The following is a 17,232-nucleotide window of genomic DNA, read 5'->3' on the forward strand; positions in this document are numbered from 1 at the left end:
GCTTAATGTTCCGCACTAGTGGTCTTTTTTGTTCGCAATATTCAACGATTAAAGAAGTACAAGATCGGCTAGGTTATGGCGATGTGCAGACCACGATGAACATTTATGCTCATGTTACTAAAAAAATGAAATATGAATGATTTTCACTCATAAGTTGACTCCCAAATTGAATGCCACAGCACAATATCGGCTAAAAACACAAAAAGACCGAAACCCTTATTTACCAAGGGTTTCGGTCTTTTTTGAAATCTGTTGATTCCTATGTATGGAGACGGCGGGAGTCGAACCCAACGTCTCAAAGTACTGATATATCAATGCTTGCGGGGGTAATTGATTTTTTTGACTACGTTTTTGACTACGCTTATTTTTAACACATCTTTATTAATCACTCAACAATTTCTAACGGTGGCAAACTATTTATTAAATCTTTAGTTTGAACTGATACATTTATTACTCGTAGCAATAAATTGAAAATATATTTTTCATCATCAGAATATAGATTTGGATCGTCAACGATACCCGATGCCTTATCAATTTTATACTGATACTGTTCCATAATCCACTGAATAGCAGGTTTACCATTAACAATATAATCATAAGCATCTAAAGGAATATTTCTAATTGTAATATCATTATTAAAAATAATAGTATCTAAAACTCCTTTTTTAGGATGTTTCATCTTTAAAACCTTAAAACTTGGATTTTGATTTGAAACAATTTCTACCCCAGTATAAATATCTACGGATTCATAATTCACATGTAAATCCATTAATCTTTTACCAATAGCAACGTAGCCTTTTATATCCTTTACTATAGGGATTTTCGGATAATCTTTAGAGAGATCATTTCCATATCTCCGCTTATACTCAGGTGAATGTAAAATAGCATACATATAACAAATTAACTCGTTCTCATCTAAATTAAATGTTTTTAAAATATTTGCATTCAAATTCGAAACAGGACCAAAAACATCCTTAGATGCATATCGTGGGAATCCTTTCCCATTATGAATTAATTGGAAGTTTGGTAAGATATCTGTAACTATACAAGAATAATCTTTTTTAGAACCCGCTCCTTGCATATAAATTACATCTCCCATGAAATCTGTGATTCCACGATAACTACTTGGTCTTTCATTCAAATAATTATCCCAATAAATCCATTTTTTTACGAAAGGTCTATACAACGTTAAAACTAATTTCCCTGTCAAAGAAAGCTCTTTATTTTTCTTAAATAGATCATTTAATTTAGCTGACCATTTTAAAAATGTCTCAGCCTTATTTGCTAAACTCAGTTTTTCTTCTGGATTTGAAACATCTGATAATCTTAATAATTCACTATTATAGTTATCGATAAATTGCTTTGCATTTTCAATAACTTTATTTTTATCAAAACCTACTACCCAAACATCCCTAGCAGCAGAAACTCCTGTTAATTGTCTATTATAAATTGATTGTTTAGGCTCATTTTCATTAAATAATGATATATATGAGTTATACCCAGCATCCCTTTGATTTATCCAATCAAAATTTTCATCTGGAATTATAGAAGTCCATTCAACATTTTTTATCGATGTAAAACTCTCGATTTTAGATAATTTCTCCTCTCTAGTTAAATAATCTCCTATATCACAATACTTAATCTCATGAACTTCGGAACCATCTTTAACTAATATTGTTATTGCGGCGGGAGTTCTACTACCAGAGCCAAAGATTTTACCTCCCTCTCTTTTAGATTGTTCTCCTTGTGTTCGTTTTTGATCTCCACGAAGATTAAATATATATACATAATTAAATTCTTGATTCCAACACCGTCTTAATCCATCCGCACTTTGCGAATCAATAAATCCAGCATTTGTAATAAAGCCAATTATCCCTTTCCCTTGAAGTCTATCACTAGCCCATCTAAAAGCTTTTATATAGGAATCATTTAAACTTTTCTTTAATTTAGCTTTAGAATATTTAGAATAAGTGTCTTCTATACGATTTTCTAACTTCGGATAACTAATATTTTTATTATCATTATTAACACTTGTTTGGCCAATAGAATAAGGAGGGTTTCCAATAATGGCGAATATAGGATTTTCTTGTTGTTTCTTCAGTCGTGCGTTATTTTCATCAAATAACTCATCAATAAATGAATTTTTATTTTCCATACTTTCAAATGTATCTGTTAAAACGATACCTTCGAATGGAACGTAATCTCCACCAGATAAGCTATGAAATGTCTCTTCAATGTTAATTGCTGCGATATAGTAGCTCAAAAGGACAATCTCATTAGCATGAATTTCTTGCGTGTATTTACGTAATAAATCGTCTTTAGGAATGAGCCCACTTTGTAATAAGCGAGTAACGAATGTACCTGTTCCTGTGAAAGGATCTAATACATGTACGCCTTCACTTGCTAGCGATTTACCAAAGTGTTTTTTCAATACATCATCAACTGAATGAATAATAAAATCTACTACTTCTGTAGGTGTGAAAACAATGCCTAATCGTTCTGTCGTTTCTTTAAATCCTACCTTGAAGAACTTATCATACAATTGAATGATGATATCTTGCTTAGCTTTTAAATTATCTACACCTTGTGCTCGTACTCGAACACTTTCATAGAAGGATTCCAGTTTCTCTTGCTCTTTCATTAACCCTTGTTCATCAAGGATCTCTAAAATTTTATCCATGGACTTTGATACAGGATTATTCATTACAAAACTATACGAATCAAATAAAGCTTCAAATACTGGCTTTGTAATTAAGTGCTGCGCTAACATTTCAATAGCTTGTGTTTCACTAATTGAATCATTGATATTGTAACGTAAGCTCTTAATGAACTTTTGGAACTCTTTATTCGCTTCACTCTCTGTATCCTCTAACATCACTCGAATACGAAGCATATGCTGTTGAGCAATCTCAGCTACATCTTTTGACCAATCTTCCCAATAACGTACGTTACCTACTTTACGAACAATTTTACCGTAGATTGCACGCTCTAAGTCTGATAAGTCTTCCTCTGTTAACATCATAGATAACTGTTCTGTTTGTTGTGTCAGCTCCCCACCCTCTGGAGCATCACCTACACCAATAATTTGAATTTGATCTGGCTTTTTCTTATTCAATTCTAATTTATTAATAGTAGCATCAAAGCGCTCGTCTAATGAACGTAGAGCGTTTAATACTTCCCAAACAACACGGTATTTTTCATTGTTGTCTAATACACTATTCGTATCTGCTCCAGCTGGTACACCAATCGGTAAAATCACGTATCCATAATCTTTACCAGGAGATTTACGCATGACACGTCCTACAGCCTGTGCAATATCAATTTTTGATTTACGTGGCTTTAAGAACATAATTGCGTCTAAGTCAGGCACATCTACCCCTTCTGTAAGGAAACGTGCATTTGAAAGAATTCGGCATGTATTATCAGGTACTTCATCTTTTAACCATGAAATCTTCTTATTTTTCTCCAAAGCATTCATTGAACCGTCTGCATGGTCAATTTCAATTTCATATTGATGTTCATGCTCTTCTTCTGTGTTTTGGTATAAGTATTGATCTACTACATGCGTAAACATGTCTGTGATTAATTTAGATTCACGAATTGTACCAGTAAAGGCAATGGCACGTTTCATAGGCGCACCTAAAGCAATATCTGAATCACTACGACGACGTACTAAACCATTCCAGCAGCCTACAATTTTTGTTACGTCATCAAATTCTAACTCCGAATCTTTATTCGCCAGCATTTGTTGGAAACGACGAGCAACCATTTCCTCATCCACGGCCAATACCATTACTTTATAGTCTGTTAAAATGCCTTGACTGATTGCATCACCAAAGCCAATACGATAAAACTCTTCACCGTATAAATCTGGGTTATCCATGTCCGCAATAACGACTGACATTTCATCTGCTTTTTGTTTCGCTGCATCACCATATACACGTGGCGTTGCTGTTTGATATAAACGCTTTGCTGTTTTAATATTTTCATCATAGTGCACTTTTGTGAAGCTACTGTCTTCTTTACCTGCCTCTGTAGCTCCAGTAGTACGATGAGCCTCATCACAAACAACTAAATCAAACTCATAAAATCCTTGTTTTTGAGCCTCGATAATTACATCAATTGATTGATATGTTGAAAATACTGTTAAGAAATCGCCTTTAGCAGCATTAGCCTCGATTCTAGCTTTGTACTCTAATAGCTTTTCAGTATTAGTTGTAGCTGGGAAACCGATATCCGCTACTGTAATATCTTCATACTCACCTTTTGTTTCTTGCTTTGTTACTTTCTTGTCTGAACACACAGCAATGGCATCCATTTGATAGTTCGTATCAGCAGTCCAGCCGCGCAGCGTTTGTGAAAGTAATTGGATACTCGGTACTAAATATAGAACTCGAAATATACCGTCTTTTTTCTTCGCCATTTCCTCAGCAATCGCCATCGACGTATATGTTTTACCTGTACCTGGAGCCATAATCAGCTTTCCACGGTTAACAGTCTCAAAGCCTTTAACTACAGCTTCAATAGCAGGAAGTTGATGATCTCTAGGTGTTTTCTTTTGTTGCACCTTTACGTACTCAGGCTTATCAAATGAAAACTCAGACCAGTCAATTTGGCTGTCTTTTAACTGTGTCAGGGAAATACGTGTAATTTCTTTATCACGTCCTACTAATGCATCCTCTGCATTTTTACCCCATTTATCCGTTGTTGTAATGATAATACCCTTAGAGTAAAACTTCTTGCCAACCTCGTTAAAGAACGAATCAATATCGCTCTTTTGGATCGTTTTATCCTCTGCATAGTATTTACACTGAATCGCAACTAATGAACCTGTATCACGTTCTCTTGCAACTAAATCTACACCTGTATCTGATTTAGGAATACTGTATTCAGCTGGCACTTCATTTAAAGTCCAAACTGCATCAAATAAACGATTATACATCGGCTCATTTTTAAAGTATGTACGTGACATTAATTCAAACATTGTCCCTCTATCACGCTGCGTCACATAATCTGCATCCATCTCTTTTACTAAAGACATGAAGCTTTTTGCGCTTTTTAATTCTTCGCTCACTTAATCACCTTACCTTAATTCAATTCTTTACAACTTCATTATAGCCAACTAATTTAGATTGGAGTATAGAAATTTATAATAATAAAACCTTTAGTCATACATCTACAAATTAAAACACGCAACATCAAAAGACATTGCGTGCTTTTACTTTACTATTTAGTTCCTTACATTCATCCGCGCATCTTGATATACTTTTTTCATTCTAAGTATCCATGCCTCAGATTCAGAAACAAAGATATCGGCACATTGGCTAGAACAAAATCGTTTACCAGGTTTATGAGGATCTTTCCATTTAATTGTCACGATATAATAAAATTCATCCTTATCACTTTGTACTCTTTCACCGCATTGACAACAATTAAATCCCCAATTACGTTTCAAATTCTTAGGAAAGTAGCGTTGGTAATATCCTTCCTTCAATTGCTTAATTTTATAATCCATTTCCCATAAGCAAGTCAATAAATACCAATCATCATTACAATCCATCAACTGTATACGTAATTTTTCTTCATCCGTCATAAGATCCCTCCTTCATATAGATTCTGGCTATAAATATAATAAACCTCCACACAAATGATATCAATAGTATTTATTTATATATTTAAATATCTATAGTATATGGATAAAACCTACTATTTCCTCAATCCTATTACTATAGAGGTGATAGAATGTCTGATTTAACAAACCATATCGGAGAAAGAATTCGTTACTATAGAAAAGAACGTAAACTAAGTCAGGAAGAGCTAGCATATAGGGCCGCATTGCATACTACGTATATAGGCCAGCTAGAGCGTGGCGAAAAGAATGTAACACTCGATAGCCTTGCTAAAGTATGTGTTGCGTTGGATATAACCTTGTCTGAATTTTTTAGTGAACCTGCCGCCACGTCTAAAATGCTCAGTATTGAACTTACGCAAATAATCTCCTTACTTGATGGTCGTCCTAAAAAGGATCAACAAAAAATATTATCTCTTGTTGAATCCCTTATTCAATGGAAAGACGAGTAGTATTCGCAAAGCAATGCGCGGCTGTTAGAAATTTGATGCAGTTTGGTGCTGCTTTAAATTAAAGTAAGCGCACCACACATCAACTTTTCACAGCACTATAGAGAAAGAAACCTAGTTAAATTCACTAAAAATCTATTGATTTTGACAAGCTATATTTCTATTTCATTATTAGATAAATACTCTAAACTTATCGTAGAAATCTACTATATAAGCAATAGATGTATACAATAAAAAGGCACATGCATTGATTTTGTTACAAATGCATGTGCCTATATGAATATGATTACTAATTATTAAGAACCTCTTCTGCTGCTCCTAAACCTATATAATAACTACCTAATTTAATATAGTGATTCCATTTCTTTTGTTTCATAAACTGCCTTGCATTCACTCTAACTAAATTATGGTGTATTAATAGCTCTTCGAATTCCTCCGATTGCATTATACGCTGTAGCTGTTTTTTCCCCGCCGCCCCTTCTAAACCTAATATCTCACGCATCGAGGCTTTTGTGATTTTTTGATTAGGTTCGAGTGACTCAAATAGTTGATCTACGTTATCAAACCATTTTGGCTTACTATCTAACAAGTTCCAATTTTCAACCTGACTTTCACTGAAATATGTTAGTAACAAATTGACGAAAACCGTATCTCTCGAAAAAACATAAACTTCAGCCGACTGCTTAGCTTCACTATTATTTCTTATGTTTATTCGCAAAATATCTTGAATGCTGCTGACAACTTGATCGCTTAATTTATACTTTTCAATTTCAGTATTATTGAAGCGTCTTACATTTTTTATAGTAGTTAACTTTAAGTCTGCCTCTTCTTCAAATACAGCACCTGAATTACATAAATAATAAGGATCGCCTTTACTAACAATCCCTATAATAACTAAACAAGAATACTGTGCGTAATTATTAGAGCCCTTTACATTACCAAAATGATTAATAGCTATCTTATTCGCTTTAATTTCTTTAGCAAACATACTTTCAAAAGACTCTTTCAAAAATTTATAACATAACACTAATATAGGCTTATCTACTGATTTTTCTTGAACAAATTGTACCAGCTTATTCTTCAACTCACTGTCCTCGAATAAACGTGTTTTACTTGAAGAAATTGTGGAATCATAATAGAAGGTTAAATGATTATATGTTTTTAATATTGGTATATCTATTATCTGGAGATCATTAAAATACCCATATTCTAAATCATATTTAGCCGTACCATCTAAAATAACTACATTATAATTTGAAAAATCATACGCTATTTTTTTAGTGGTTGCATATGTAATTTTCTTATTGTATTCAGTAATAACCCCCTCTTGAGCTATGGCTGCTGCAACGTTCTTTAACAAAGACACATCTGAGCCTTCATAATATTTGTACCAAATGGACTCAAAGCCAAACTTGAACGATTTATCTAATGCTGGAACTTTGACACCCCGCTCATTGAAAAGCATTTTCATTTTCAACTCATTGATTATTTGAATTGCTGCTCTTATATTTTCAGGTCCAATTTCCAACTCCATACTTTTTAATTCGTATATTAGCTTTTCAATATCCATTGTACTTACTTGAATATGTTCAAGTATCGGAGGCTTTTCATCAATTATTAACCTTCTACGTACATACTCTTTACCATCTGGTGCTGTCCATTTAGCATAGCTATTTAATCGCTCCCCCTCCATTTGTAGCCGCGCATGAGTCATAATAACAATAGGGAATCGTTTTTGTATCTCATATTTCTTGGGTAACTTACATGTCGTTTTAAAGCTACAGCGACCACAAATGTTATATTCATATTCGGTTAACTCCTTTTTACATTCTTTATATGTATATGCACTTTGCATAACATACGCTGCTTTATGATACTTCCAATAGTCGGCATCATAAGCTGTGTGCTCTGTCGCTTCAAAATGAACTTCATATTTCCCTAGTTCCTTGGCTAATATTTCAGCAGTCTCATTTCTTTCAACAACAACAATTGTACCAGCTTGGTCTATATGGTGTTCCAGCATGTATTTCAAATAAGCAATTAACGTTGTACTCTTCCCCCCACCTGGCTCTATAGGCCAAACTGTAATACTAGATTTTGTATTATGCATTGTAGCTACTAAACTTGAATATATTGAATAGCTATTCCTATCAACTTTTATATTACGACTCTTCATTACATTCGTAATATTTTCCACGATATTTTTTATAGCTGAATCTGAATTTGTTTTTTGGGGTAGCAATGGTGTTAACTCACACGCTTGTAATTGATCCAACGTGATTTTTTCATATTTTTCTGCTGGTTTTGCTTCAAGCTCTAGTGCTAACTTTAATAAATCGTCCCAACCTTGATGCTTTGCAAGCCAGCTCAGCGTTTTACCATTACCTATTTCACATTCACCATTTTCTCCATTTGAACAATGGCAAATTAAATTATCTAAAAAGATATATGCGGAAGGTTTACTGTCACCATGTACAGGACATTGATAAGCAATTTTATTTCCATAATCCACATAATCTAAACCATTAAGATCTAAATTATCTGTAAAAACTTTTATAGTTTCTCGTACCATTTCGTCTGAAATATTATATAACTTTACTTTCCCTGCCTTTTTTGGCTCTTCCCCTGGAGGAAAAGCCTCTGCCAACTGTTGCTGGGTGTAAACATTATTATAATTTTCATATATGATTTTTTCTTGATAAACCTTTCCATTACTACTCCACTCTTTGTAGTTATTAGTAAAGGGTAATCTAAAACAGTCATTAGGTTTTCTTCTACTTCTGTCGGCTTTAAAATACCCTATTAATTGAAATTGAATTTTTTCAAATATGTAGATAGATTCATCTAACGTTTGTTCAGTTGTTGCATCCCAATGCGCATCTGTAAGTTGATATAATGCTTTGTAGCCCGCCCGTCCTTCATATATTATCGTAGGCTTTAAAGGAGCATTCATGATACATTCCAACTGCTCTTGCTTTGAACGACCGTCACTATCAATATCAATAAAATGAAAACGAATACGCTCAATATTACGCACCTTTTTTGAACCGTTTGTGTAAAAACATAAAGATCTTTTATCTAAATCACAACGCTCAATAAATACAGGCAATGCTTTAGCTAAGTTGGATCTATTAGTTTCCCAGTAACTATTGCCTTTAGCTTTACTATCTTCATCATCTACAAATGCTTGAAATGGATATTCGGATAATCCCTCATAAGCATATCCAATAAATTTCACTAAACTTTCTACATCGACTTGCACTATTTTCGCCTCCAAAGGGGACATTTACATATATGTATATTATGAAAATGTCTCTTTTTTTAATCCGCAACACCTTTCATAAAAAATTTCTCGTAGGTGTAATGAAGCACCCGCGCAATGTTCCGCTAAGTATTGATTTAAAAGGTACTGGGGGGGTGATTCATTCAATTATTGAAAAACCTCTACTTTTATTACCGAACAACGTAATAAAGCATTGACCATTACATTTAACCTATCAACCTTACAAACCTTTAATTAGCTGCATATTTAAGTCAGTAATGTAACTTTAATGACCTTTGCTTTCAACTTATCAAAACACTGAGAAATTTTTATGAATTATATTTGCTATATAAACGGTCATACCGACCTCACAGAATTTATACGCAGCCAATTTAGGAGAGTTAAATAGTTTTTTAAAAAAATTTTATAGGTTTTGTATTTTACAACTGAAAAAATACAAAAAAGCTACCAACACCTGATGTGTCAGTAGCTCATATTTATATTTTGAGTGCATTTTAATTTAAAGTGGGCGGCATTTCCCTCACCATCTAACACAACAGTTAGGGCACACTATATCCGTAATAGCATAACGACTATCCGTTTCTTGCCATGCCTCACATTTGGCGCAATAAACCTCTTTTATAATATACGTTTCTAGTCTTGAAAGTTCGATAACCGTTTCATTCTTAATAGATTTATTACTCTTAGATCTTTCATCTATAAGCTGTTTGTTCATAACTAACTGTTGCTGCTCATATATTTTACGTACTTCACCATGTTTAGGCATTGTAATATTCTCCCCCCTTTTGAGCGCTTTTTGATTTATAGTGGCGGGGAATTAATGATTAAACAATAACATTGTAATATTCCATTAAAAACTTGCACTTACTATTATTTAGCAGTACATAAAAATTTTTTAATACAATTCCTAAACTGTGCTGCACCTACATCGTATAAATTATCAGCAGCAATTAATGATATTGTGGCGGGGAGTAATTTATAAAGGAGCATGACTATGACTGTAGAAGTAGCAACAAACGAATTAGAAGATATTATTACGAAAGCCGTTCAAAAGGCCATACAAGCCGCCCACCATGAATTTATTGATAGTGGGTGGCTGTCATTAAAGGAAGGTGCTAAGTACGCTGGTGTATCTTATAACACACTAATGAAATACCGTACACTTGGACTACAAGTATGTGAAATTGATGGTGTAAAGCGTATATCACGTAAGGAAATTGACCGCTTCTTCCAAGAGCATAGTTTTTAATTTATGGTGGGGATTTACCGTATGATTCGTTATAATAATCATGAGGTAAATCCTCTCTTTTATCATTTGCCCCCGCAACTGATTTAGGAGGAAATACTGACATGACTAAAAAGAAAGTATCACCAATAAAAGCCTACAAACTAAAGAACGGCGAAACACGATATGAATTCCCTGCATATTTAGGGGTTGATCCACTAACAGGTAAACAAAAGCGTACAATGAAACGTGGCTTTAAAACACGTAAAGAGGCTGAATTAGCGCTTGCCCGTATTAAGCTAGAAGTAGCGAGCGGAACATATAAGCAAGAGCGTGTCGAAACGTATCAGGAGCTTTATGACCTTTGGGTGGTTCAATATGAAAATACTGTAGAGGAAAGTACATTCGTTAAAACAACAGGCCTATTTCGAAATCATATACTCCCTTCAATGGGCGCTTACAAGATTGAAAAGATTACGATTGATATATGCCAAAAGCATGTAAATGAGTGGGCGGGAAAGCTAAAAAAGTTCCGTACAGTGAAGTCATATGCAGCAAAGGTATTAGACTTTGCAGTAAAGCGTGGCTACCTTCAAACGAACCCTTTCATGCATGTTGAAACGGCTATTAAGAAAAAAGCGATTGTAAAAGATGATGAGGAAGCGGAAAACTTCTACACAAAAGAGCAGCTCATTGAATTTCTTTCATGTTTAGAGAAAGAAAGCAATTATAAAGCGTATGCATTATTCCGATTATTAGCGTTTAGCGGCATGCGTAAAGGTGAAGCACTTGCTTTAACATGGAATGATCTAAACTTCACTACAAACGAGCTGCGCATTAATAAAGCCTTATCACGCGGGAAAGATAATCAACTATATGTAAAATCAACTAAAACTGGCGTGGCTCGTACAATTAAAATGGACGATAAAACAATGGCTGTTATGAAAGAATGGAAAAAGCGTCAAAAGCAAGATTACTTAGTGCTTGGCTTTAATACGATGCAGCCAAAACAACTTGTATTCAGTAATGAAGTAAATGAATATTTACAGCCTACGAAAACACGTAAGTGGATTTTACATGTGCAAAAGAAATATAAGCTAGGCACAATTACAACACATGGCTTGCGTCATACACATTGTTCACTCTTATTCGAAGCGGGTGCTAGTTTAAAAGAAGTACAGGATCGTTTAGGTCATAGTGATGTTCAAACGACAATGAACATCTATGCACACGTAACGAAAAAGGCGAAAGAAGAGGCTATTATGAAGTTTGCGAGCTATCTTGAAATGTAATTTTCGACTACGTTTTGACTACGTTTTTGACTACGTTCGTTTGATATTCATTGAAATTGCTTGATAAATAAAAAACGCCAAAACCCTTATTTATCAAGGGTTTTGACATCTGTTGAAATCGTATGATTCCATAAAATGGAGACGGCGGGAGTCGAACCCGCGTCCAGAAGCTCCAATACGCCGGCTTCTACGCGTGTAGTCTACCTATTTACAATTCGCGCTTCCTTATGCCGGTAAACAGGCGTCCAGAGCGCTAACCTACTGTCTTCTTACTACTGACTCAGGTGGCACCAGTAATCGTATCCCACTAAAGTTGAGTCCGGGATTTCTGCACATGGGCGATGCAAAAGCCGAACGCCTACGAGCTTACGCTGCGAAAGCTAAGTTTTGTTGTTTGCCAGTTATTATATAACTTCCGTTGATGACGAAGACGAGACCTCCGACGCGCGACCAGAGCTTGAACCACCCCTGTCGAATCCGTAACGTCCCCGAATAAAATCGAGGTGCAGTCGTGAAACTGCGACGGCAATAGTGAAACAACGCACTATTGTAAATCAGTACCGTATGAGTAGATACTGCTGGCTAAATGTATATTTAGTATAAGACAAAGAACGTCAAACTTCAAGTAAAAAGCGCTTCATACCGCGAAAAAGCTTCTGTTTTTTGCGGATGAGGCGCTTATTTGACTATTGAATCGTCGCTTCGTATTGTGCCATGGCATCAATGACATGGACATGTACTTTGGCGATGTCATCTTGTAAAGCATAACGTGTTTTCCAGTTGCGCTCTGTTAATGTTTTTAAATCAGCAAGGGCTGCATCAATTTCCTTTTTCACCGCTTCATCTGTCGTTTCAGCGTAGGCTGCATTTAATTGCGTTTCGATATAGTTAAAGCTTTTCGCATTCATTGCGATTGGCGTTGATTGCTCGCCCCACGCTTCGCCTAACCCTTCCGCAATCACTTCGTTGGCGTTGTCATTGTCTTTTAATGATGTCGCCAACGCTTTAAAGTCCTTTGCATGTTGCGCCTCTGCTTGGTACGTAATGACCGGTGAGAACGAAATATGTGATTGTGGGAATAACCACGTAATCCCAAAATAAAAACAGATAATCGCTAACACGAAACTAATTTTATTAATCGTACTTGTTTTCATTGTCTACTCCTACTAGTGTTGACGCTCTTTGAAAGCACGTTCAACATCACGTTTTGCTTCTTTTTTCTTCAAGTCGTTACGCTTATCGTAATCTTTCTTCCCTTTACCTAAGCCAATTAATAGCTTCGCATAGCCATCTTTAATATACATTTTTAATGGCACAAGCGTGTAGCCATCGCGCTTTACTTTGCCGATTAAATCATCAATTTGCTTGCGGTGTAACAATAATTTACGGTGACGTAATGGGTCATGGTTAAAGCGATTTCCTTGTTCAAAGTGGCTAATATGCATGTTTTGTACCCATGCTTCGCCGCCTTTAATTTGGATATACGATTCTTTCAACTGCACACGCGCCGCACGAACCGCCTTAATTTCTGTTCCTGTTAGTACCATACCAGCTTCATATGTGTCTTCAATAAAATAGTCGTGGCTTGCTTTTTTATTTTGTGCAAGCACATTACCAGTTCCTTTTGCCATCCTAAACACCTCATTACAATCGGGACAAGCAAGCTTGCCCCTGCATCAATTATTTTTTCTTTTTCTTCTTCTTCGCGATACCTTCATAAAACTTTGGCCCGTCTGACGTTTTCTGTCCGCGTGGGTCTTGTTTATCTTTGCGCTTACCTTCGCGTAGGCTCTTACTGCTACCTAGACGCTTTTTCTCGCCACCTGTATTTGACGGGCGACGTTCAGAACGCTCTGTATCACGGCGTTTTTTCGGACGACCTGCTTGTACAACGCGTGGTGCTTCTACGCGGCGGCGCTCACGGTTTGAGACCATGCCAACTACATGGAAATCAATTGACGACTCATCTAAGTTAACCGCTGTTACTTCGATTTCCACCTCATCACCAATACGGAATTGACGGCGGTGACGCTCGCCAATTAACGACATCGAACGTTCATCAAAGCGGTAGTAATCATCCGTCATTTCACGCATATGCACTAAGCCTTCAATCGTATTTTCCAGCTCAATAAACATACCGAAGTTTGTGACAGAAGACACGATACCATTGAAGTGCTCGCCCACTTTATCAACCATAAACTGTGCTTTCTTCAGCGCATCTACATCACGCTCTGCATCTACTGCACGACGCTCACGTTTTGACGTATGGTCAGCAATTTCATCCATGACAGCATCCCATTTTTCAATCGTTGCACTTGATGTATCACCATTCACTAAATATGTGCGAATTAAACGGTGCACAATTAAGTCTGGGTAACGACGAATTGGTGACGTAAAGTGCGTATAGAAGTCCGCTGATAAACCGAAGTGTCCAAGTGAATCCGGCGAGTATTTCGCTTGTTGTAACGAGCGAAGTAGCATCGTTGAAATAACTGGCTCTTCCGGCATACCTTCGATTTTTTTAATAATATCTTGTAGTGCTTTCGGATGCACCGATGCACCTGAGCCTTTAATAATTAAGCCGAAGTTCGTCACAAATTCAAAGAAGCGTTGTAACTTCTCTGGTTTTGGGTCTTCGTGAATACGGTAAATAAACGGCACATTCATCCAGTGGAAATGCTCAGCAACCGTTTCATTCGCAACAAGCATAAACTCTTCAATTAAACGCTCAGCAACCGTACGTTCACGTAGCACAATTTCTGACGGCCACCCATCTTCATCGACTAACACTTTTGATTCTTTAAAGTCAAAGTCAATTGCACCGCGTGTCATACGGCGATTACGTAAAATTTGTGCAAGCTCTGCCATTCGTTCAAATAATGGAATCAATGGCTCATAACGCTCTACTAGCTCTGGATGCTCGTCACGGTTTTCTAAAATATGATACACATCTGTATACGTCATACGCTCTGTCGTGTTAATAACACTTTGGAAAATCTCGTGGCTTACAACTTGTCCAGCTTCATCAATAATCATTTCACATGATAATACTAAACGGTCCACTTGTGGGTTTAACGAACAAATACCATTTGATAAACGATGTGGAATCATCGGAATTACGCGGTCCGCTAAATAAACAGATGTCGCACGTTCATATGCTTCATTGTCTAAAATAGAGTTTTCTGTTACGTAATAACTAACGTCTGCAATGTGTACGCCTAATTTATACGTACCATCGTCATTTTTCGTTACCGTTACCGCATCATCTAAGTCTTTTGCGTCCGCGCCATCAATCGTAACAATCGTTTCGTTACGTAAATCACGACGTCCAACTAAATCAGCTTCACTAATTTCCTCTGGTACCTCTGCCGCTGCATCGACAACCTCTTGTGGAAACTCTGGTGGAATCCCATGCTTATAAATAATCGATAAAATATCGACACCTGGGTCATTTCGGTGACCTAAAATTTGTGTAACCATTCCCGTTGCCGATTTATTATCTTCTGGCCATTGCGTAATTTCCACGACAACTTTATGTCCTTCAATCGCACCAAGTGTATGTTCTTTCGCAATAAAAATGTCCATTGATAATTTTTTGTCATCTGGCACAACGAAGCCAAAACCACGGTTTGCTTCAAATGTCCCGACAAGCGTTGATTGTCCGCGCTCAACAATTTTTGTGACGCTACCTTCACGACGATCACCCGATGTTTCTTTTTGAACACGTACTAAAACGATATCGCCATTCATCGCACCATTTGTTTCTGTTGGTGGAATAAAAATGTCATCCATCCCTTGTTCTTCTGGTGCTACGAAACCGAAGCCCTTTTGGTGACCAATAAATTTACCACGTAGGAAATTCATTTGTTTTGGTAAACCGTAACGATTTGAGCGTGAACGTACAATATGACCTTGCGCTTCCATACGCACAAGTGTTTTCACTAACTCTTTAAATTCTGTTGCATCTTCTAATTGTAATAATTCCTCAAGCTCATTTACTGTTGACGCTTGAAAATCTTCTTCATTCATTACCGCTAAAATGCGGTCTTGTAAATTTGTCATTAAATAATTCCCCTCCCCTTTTAGGGATGTTAAATTTGCCAATCTAGCGTTTCTAAAAAGGCATATATATCTTCATGTAGCTGCGCCTTCTCATTACTTAACGTAATGACATGCGTCGCTTCTTCATACCACTTTATTTCTTTATATGTCGATTCCGCTGTTTCATAAATATACGTAGCAGAATTCGGATCAATAATTTCGTCATGTCGTGCTTGTACAACAAATAATGGTGTGTACAATTCATCAACTTCTTCACGCACACTGTACACAAAATCACGTAATTGTGATAGTGATGGCATACCTTGCTCACGAATCATCGCTACTTCGTCGTCGATTACGGCTTCGTCCTTGCCTTCAAAGCGTTTGTATTCTGACGCATATTTGAGCACACCCTCAAACATGATATCGGTTGTGCGCATTGACATTGGCGCACACATCGTCACAATACCCGTTACTGGCTTATTTAAAGCAAGTTTTAAGGACATTACGCCACCGAGTGACAAACCGCATACCGCAATTTGTGTGTAGCCTGCATCACGTAACTGTTCGTAGGCCGCTAACACATCTGCCCACCATTGTGATGGATTTGTTTCAATTAATTGTTCTGGCGCAACGCCATGTCCGCGATAATGCGGCGCTAAACTTGTATAGCCCTTCTTTTCTAAAAAGCGCCCAAGCATGCGCACATCAGCCGAGCTACCGGTAAATCCATGCAATAACAGCACGGCACGGTCTCCTGCCTCAAAGAAAAATGGTTGTTGTATGATTGTTTTCATAATTGGAGCCCTCCAACAACTTGCAGTAATACTTCTATTATAAGCGGAAAGATCGCTTTTGTACGGTTTTCAACCTTTTTTCAAGCGATTAAAATTGAGGGTTAATATGAGCTGGAGTAGAAATGTTCGTCGGAGTTGTAAAAAGAAAGCACCTAACCACAAGGCTGGGTCAGGCGCGTTGTATAACAATCGATTAAATTTTCGTAATAGCAATCGTTAATACGAAGAAACATACACCTAACACAATTGTTACTCGGTGCAAAATTAAATCCATACCACGTGCTTTCTGTTTACCGAAAAGTTGTTCAGCCCCACCCGAGATGGCACCTGACAAACCTGTACTTTTACCTGATTGTAATAAAACTACGACGATAATGGCTAAAGAAACAATAATCAATAGCGCCATTAAAACTTCATGCATATTTGCACCTCCCAATTTGAAACTTCACAACACTCTACATTATAACAAATCCCTGTGTTAATGACAATGTTTCCCTGCCGTACGCGTAAATGTTT

The 17,232-nt window shown here is 36.5% G+C and carries 12 protein-coding genes and 1 other RNA gene; 3 read left to right on the top strand and 10 right to left on the bottom strand.

The features are described 5' to 3' along the window. Nucleotides 1-385: 385 nt before the first annotated feature. On the bottom strand, nucleotides 386-5,074 hold the full coding sequence (locus tag A6M13_RS05620) for a DEAD/DEAH box helicase (RefSeq protein ID WP_066543695.1): 4,689 nt from the start codon (nucleotides 5,072-5,074) through the stop codon (nucleotides 386-388). A gap of 156 nt (nucleotides 5,075-5,230) precedes the next feature. Continuing rightward, nucleotides 5,231-5,593, bottom strand: coding sequence for a hypothetical protein (locus tag A6M13_RS05625; protein ID WP_066543699.1), 363 nt, complete (start codon nucleotides 5,591-5,593; stop codon nucleotides 5,231-5,233). A 149-nt stretch (nucleotides 5,594-5,742) separates the two neighbouring features. Between A6M13_RS05625 and A6M13_RS05630 the strand changes: the two genes are divergently transcribed. Further along, the gene (locus tag A6M13_RS05630) at nucleotides 5,743-6,081 is read left to right on the top strand and encodes a helix-turn-helix domain-containing protein (protein WP_066543701.1); all 339 of its coding nucleotides are present in this window, start codon (nucleotides 5,743-5,745) and stop codon (nucleotides 6,079-6,081) included. Between the two features lie 286 nt (nucleotides 6,082-6,367). On the opposite strand, the gene A6M13_RS05635 is transcribed toward A6M13_RS05630, so the two are convergent. Further along, nucleotides 6,368-9,340, bottom strand: coding sequence for a hypothetical protein (locus A6M13_RS05635; RefSeq protein ID WP_066543703.1), 2,973 nt, complete (start codon nucleotides 9,338-9,340; stop codon nucleotides 6,368-6,370). A gap of 541 nt (nucleotides 9,341-9,881) precedes the next feature. Further along, complete coding sequence (locus A6M13_RS05645) at nucleotides 9,882-10,127, bottom strand: hypothetical protein (protein WP_066543705.1); 246 nt, start codon at nucleotides 10,125-10,127, stop codon at nucleotides 9,882-9,884. A gap of 228 nt (nucleotides 10,128-10,355) precedes the next feature. Between A6M13_RS05645 and A6M13_RS05650 the strand changes: the two genes are divergently transcribed. Beyond that, nucleotides 10,356-10,610 carry a helix-turn-helix domain-containing protein gene (locus tag A6M13_RS05650; protein WP_066543706.1) on the top strand — a complete coding sequence of 85 codons (255 nt, stop codon included), beginning with the start codon at nucleotides 10,356-10,358 and terminating at the stop codon, nucleotides 10,608-10,610. A 101-nt stretch (nucleotides 10,611-10,711) separates the two neighbouring features. Then, nucleotides 10,712-11,878 carry a site-specific integrase gene (locus A6M13_RS05655; RefSeq protein ID WP_066543709.1) on the top strand — a complete coding sequence of 389 codons (1,167 nt, stop codon included), beginning with the start codon at nucleotides 10,712-10,714 and terminating at the stop codon, nucleotides 11,876-11,878. 133 nt (nucleotides 11,879-12,011) lie between these two features. Here the strand turns inward: A6M13_RS05655 and ssrA are convergent. The 6 genes from ssrA to secG all read right to left on the bottom strand — a co-directional run bounded on the left by ssrA (nucleotide 12,012) and on the right by secG (nucleotide 17,137). After that, nucleotides 12,012-12,368: a transfer-messenger RNA gene (gene ssrA, locus A6M13_RS05660) on the bottom strand. A 196-nt stretch (nucleotides 12,369-12,564) separates the two neighbouring features. Continuing rightward, nucleotides 12,565-13,032 carry a hypothetical protein gene (locus A6M13_RS05665; RefSeq protein WP_066543712.1) on the bottom strand — a complete coding sequence of 156 codons (468 nt, stop codon included), beginning with the start codon at nucleotides 13,030-13,032 and terminating at the stop codon, nucleotides 12,565-12,567. 12 nt (nucleotides 13,033-13,044) lie between these two features. Next, nucleotides 13,045-13,509 (bottom strand): SsrA-binding protein SmpB, encoded by a 465-nt coding sequence (gene smpB / locus A6M13_RS05670; RefSeq protein ID WP_066543714.1) that lies wholly within the window; start codon nucleotides 13,507-13,509, stop codon nucleotides 13,045-13,047. Between the two features lie 49 nt (nucleotides 13,510-13,558). Then, nucleotides 13,559-15,940, bottom strand: coding sequence for a ribonuclease R (gene rnr / locus A6M13_RS05675; RefSeq protein ID WP_066543716.1), 2,382 nt, complete (start codon nucleotides 15,938-15,940; stop codon nucleotides 13,559-13,561). A gap of 29 nt (nucleotides 15,941-15,969) precedes the next feature. Further along, on the bottom strand, nucleotides 15,970-16,716 hold the full coding sequence (locus tag A6M13_RS05680; RefSeq protein ID WP_066543718.1) for an alpha/beta hydrolase: 747 nt from the start codon (nucleotides 16,714-16,716) through the stop codon (nucleotides 15,970-15,972). A 193-nt stretch (nucleotides 16,717-16,909) separates the two neighbouring features. Continuing rightward, nucleotides 16,910-17,137: a preprotein translocase subunit SecG gene (gene secG / locus A6M13_RS05685; RefSeq protein ID WP_066543721.1), complete on the bottom strand. Its 228-nt coding sequence runs from the start codon at nucleotides 17,135-17,137 to the stop codon at nucleotides 16,910-16,912. Nucleotides 17,138-17,232: the final 95 nt, after the last annotated feature.

It is taken from the genome of Caryophanon tenue (genome assembly GCF_001700315.1).
GTDB classification, from domain to species: domain Bacteria; phylum Bacillota; class Bacilli; order Bacillales_A; family Planococcaceae; genus Caryophanon; species Caryophanon tenue.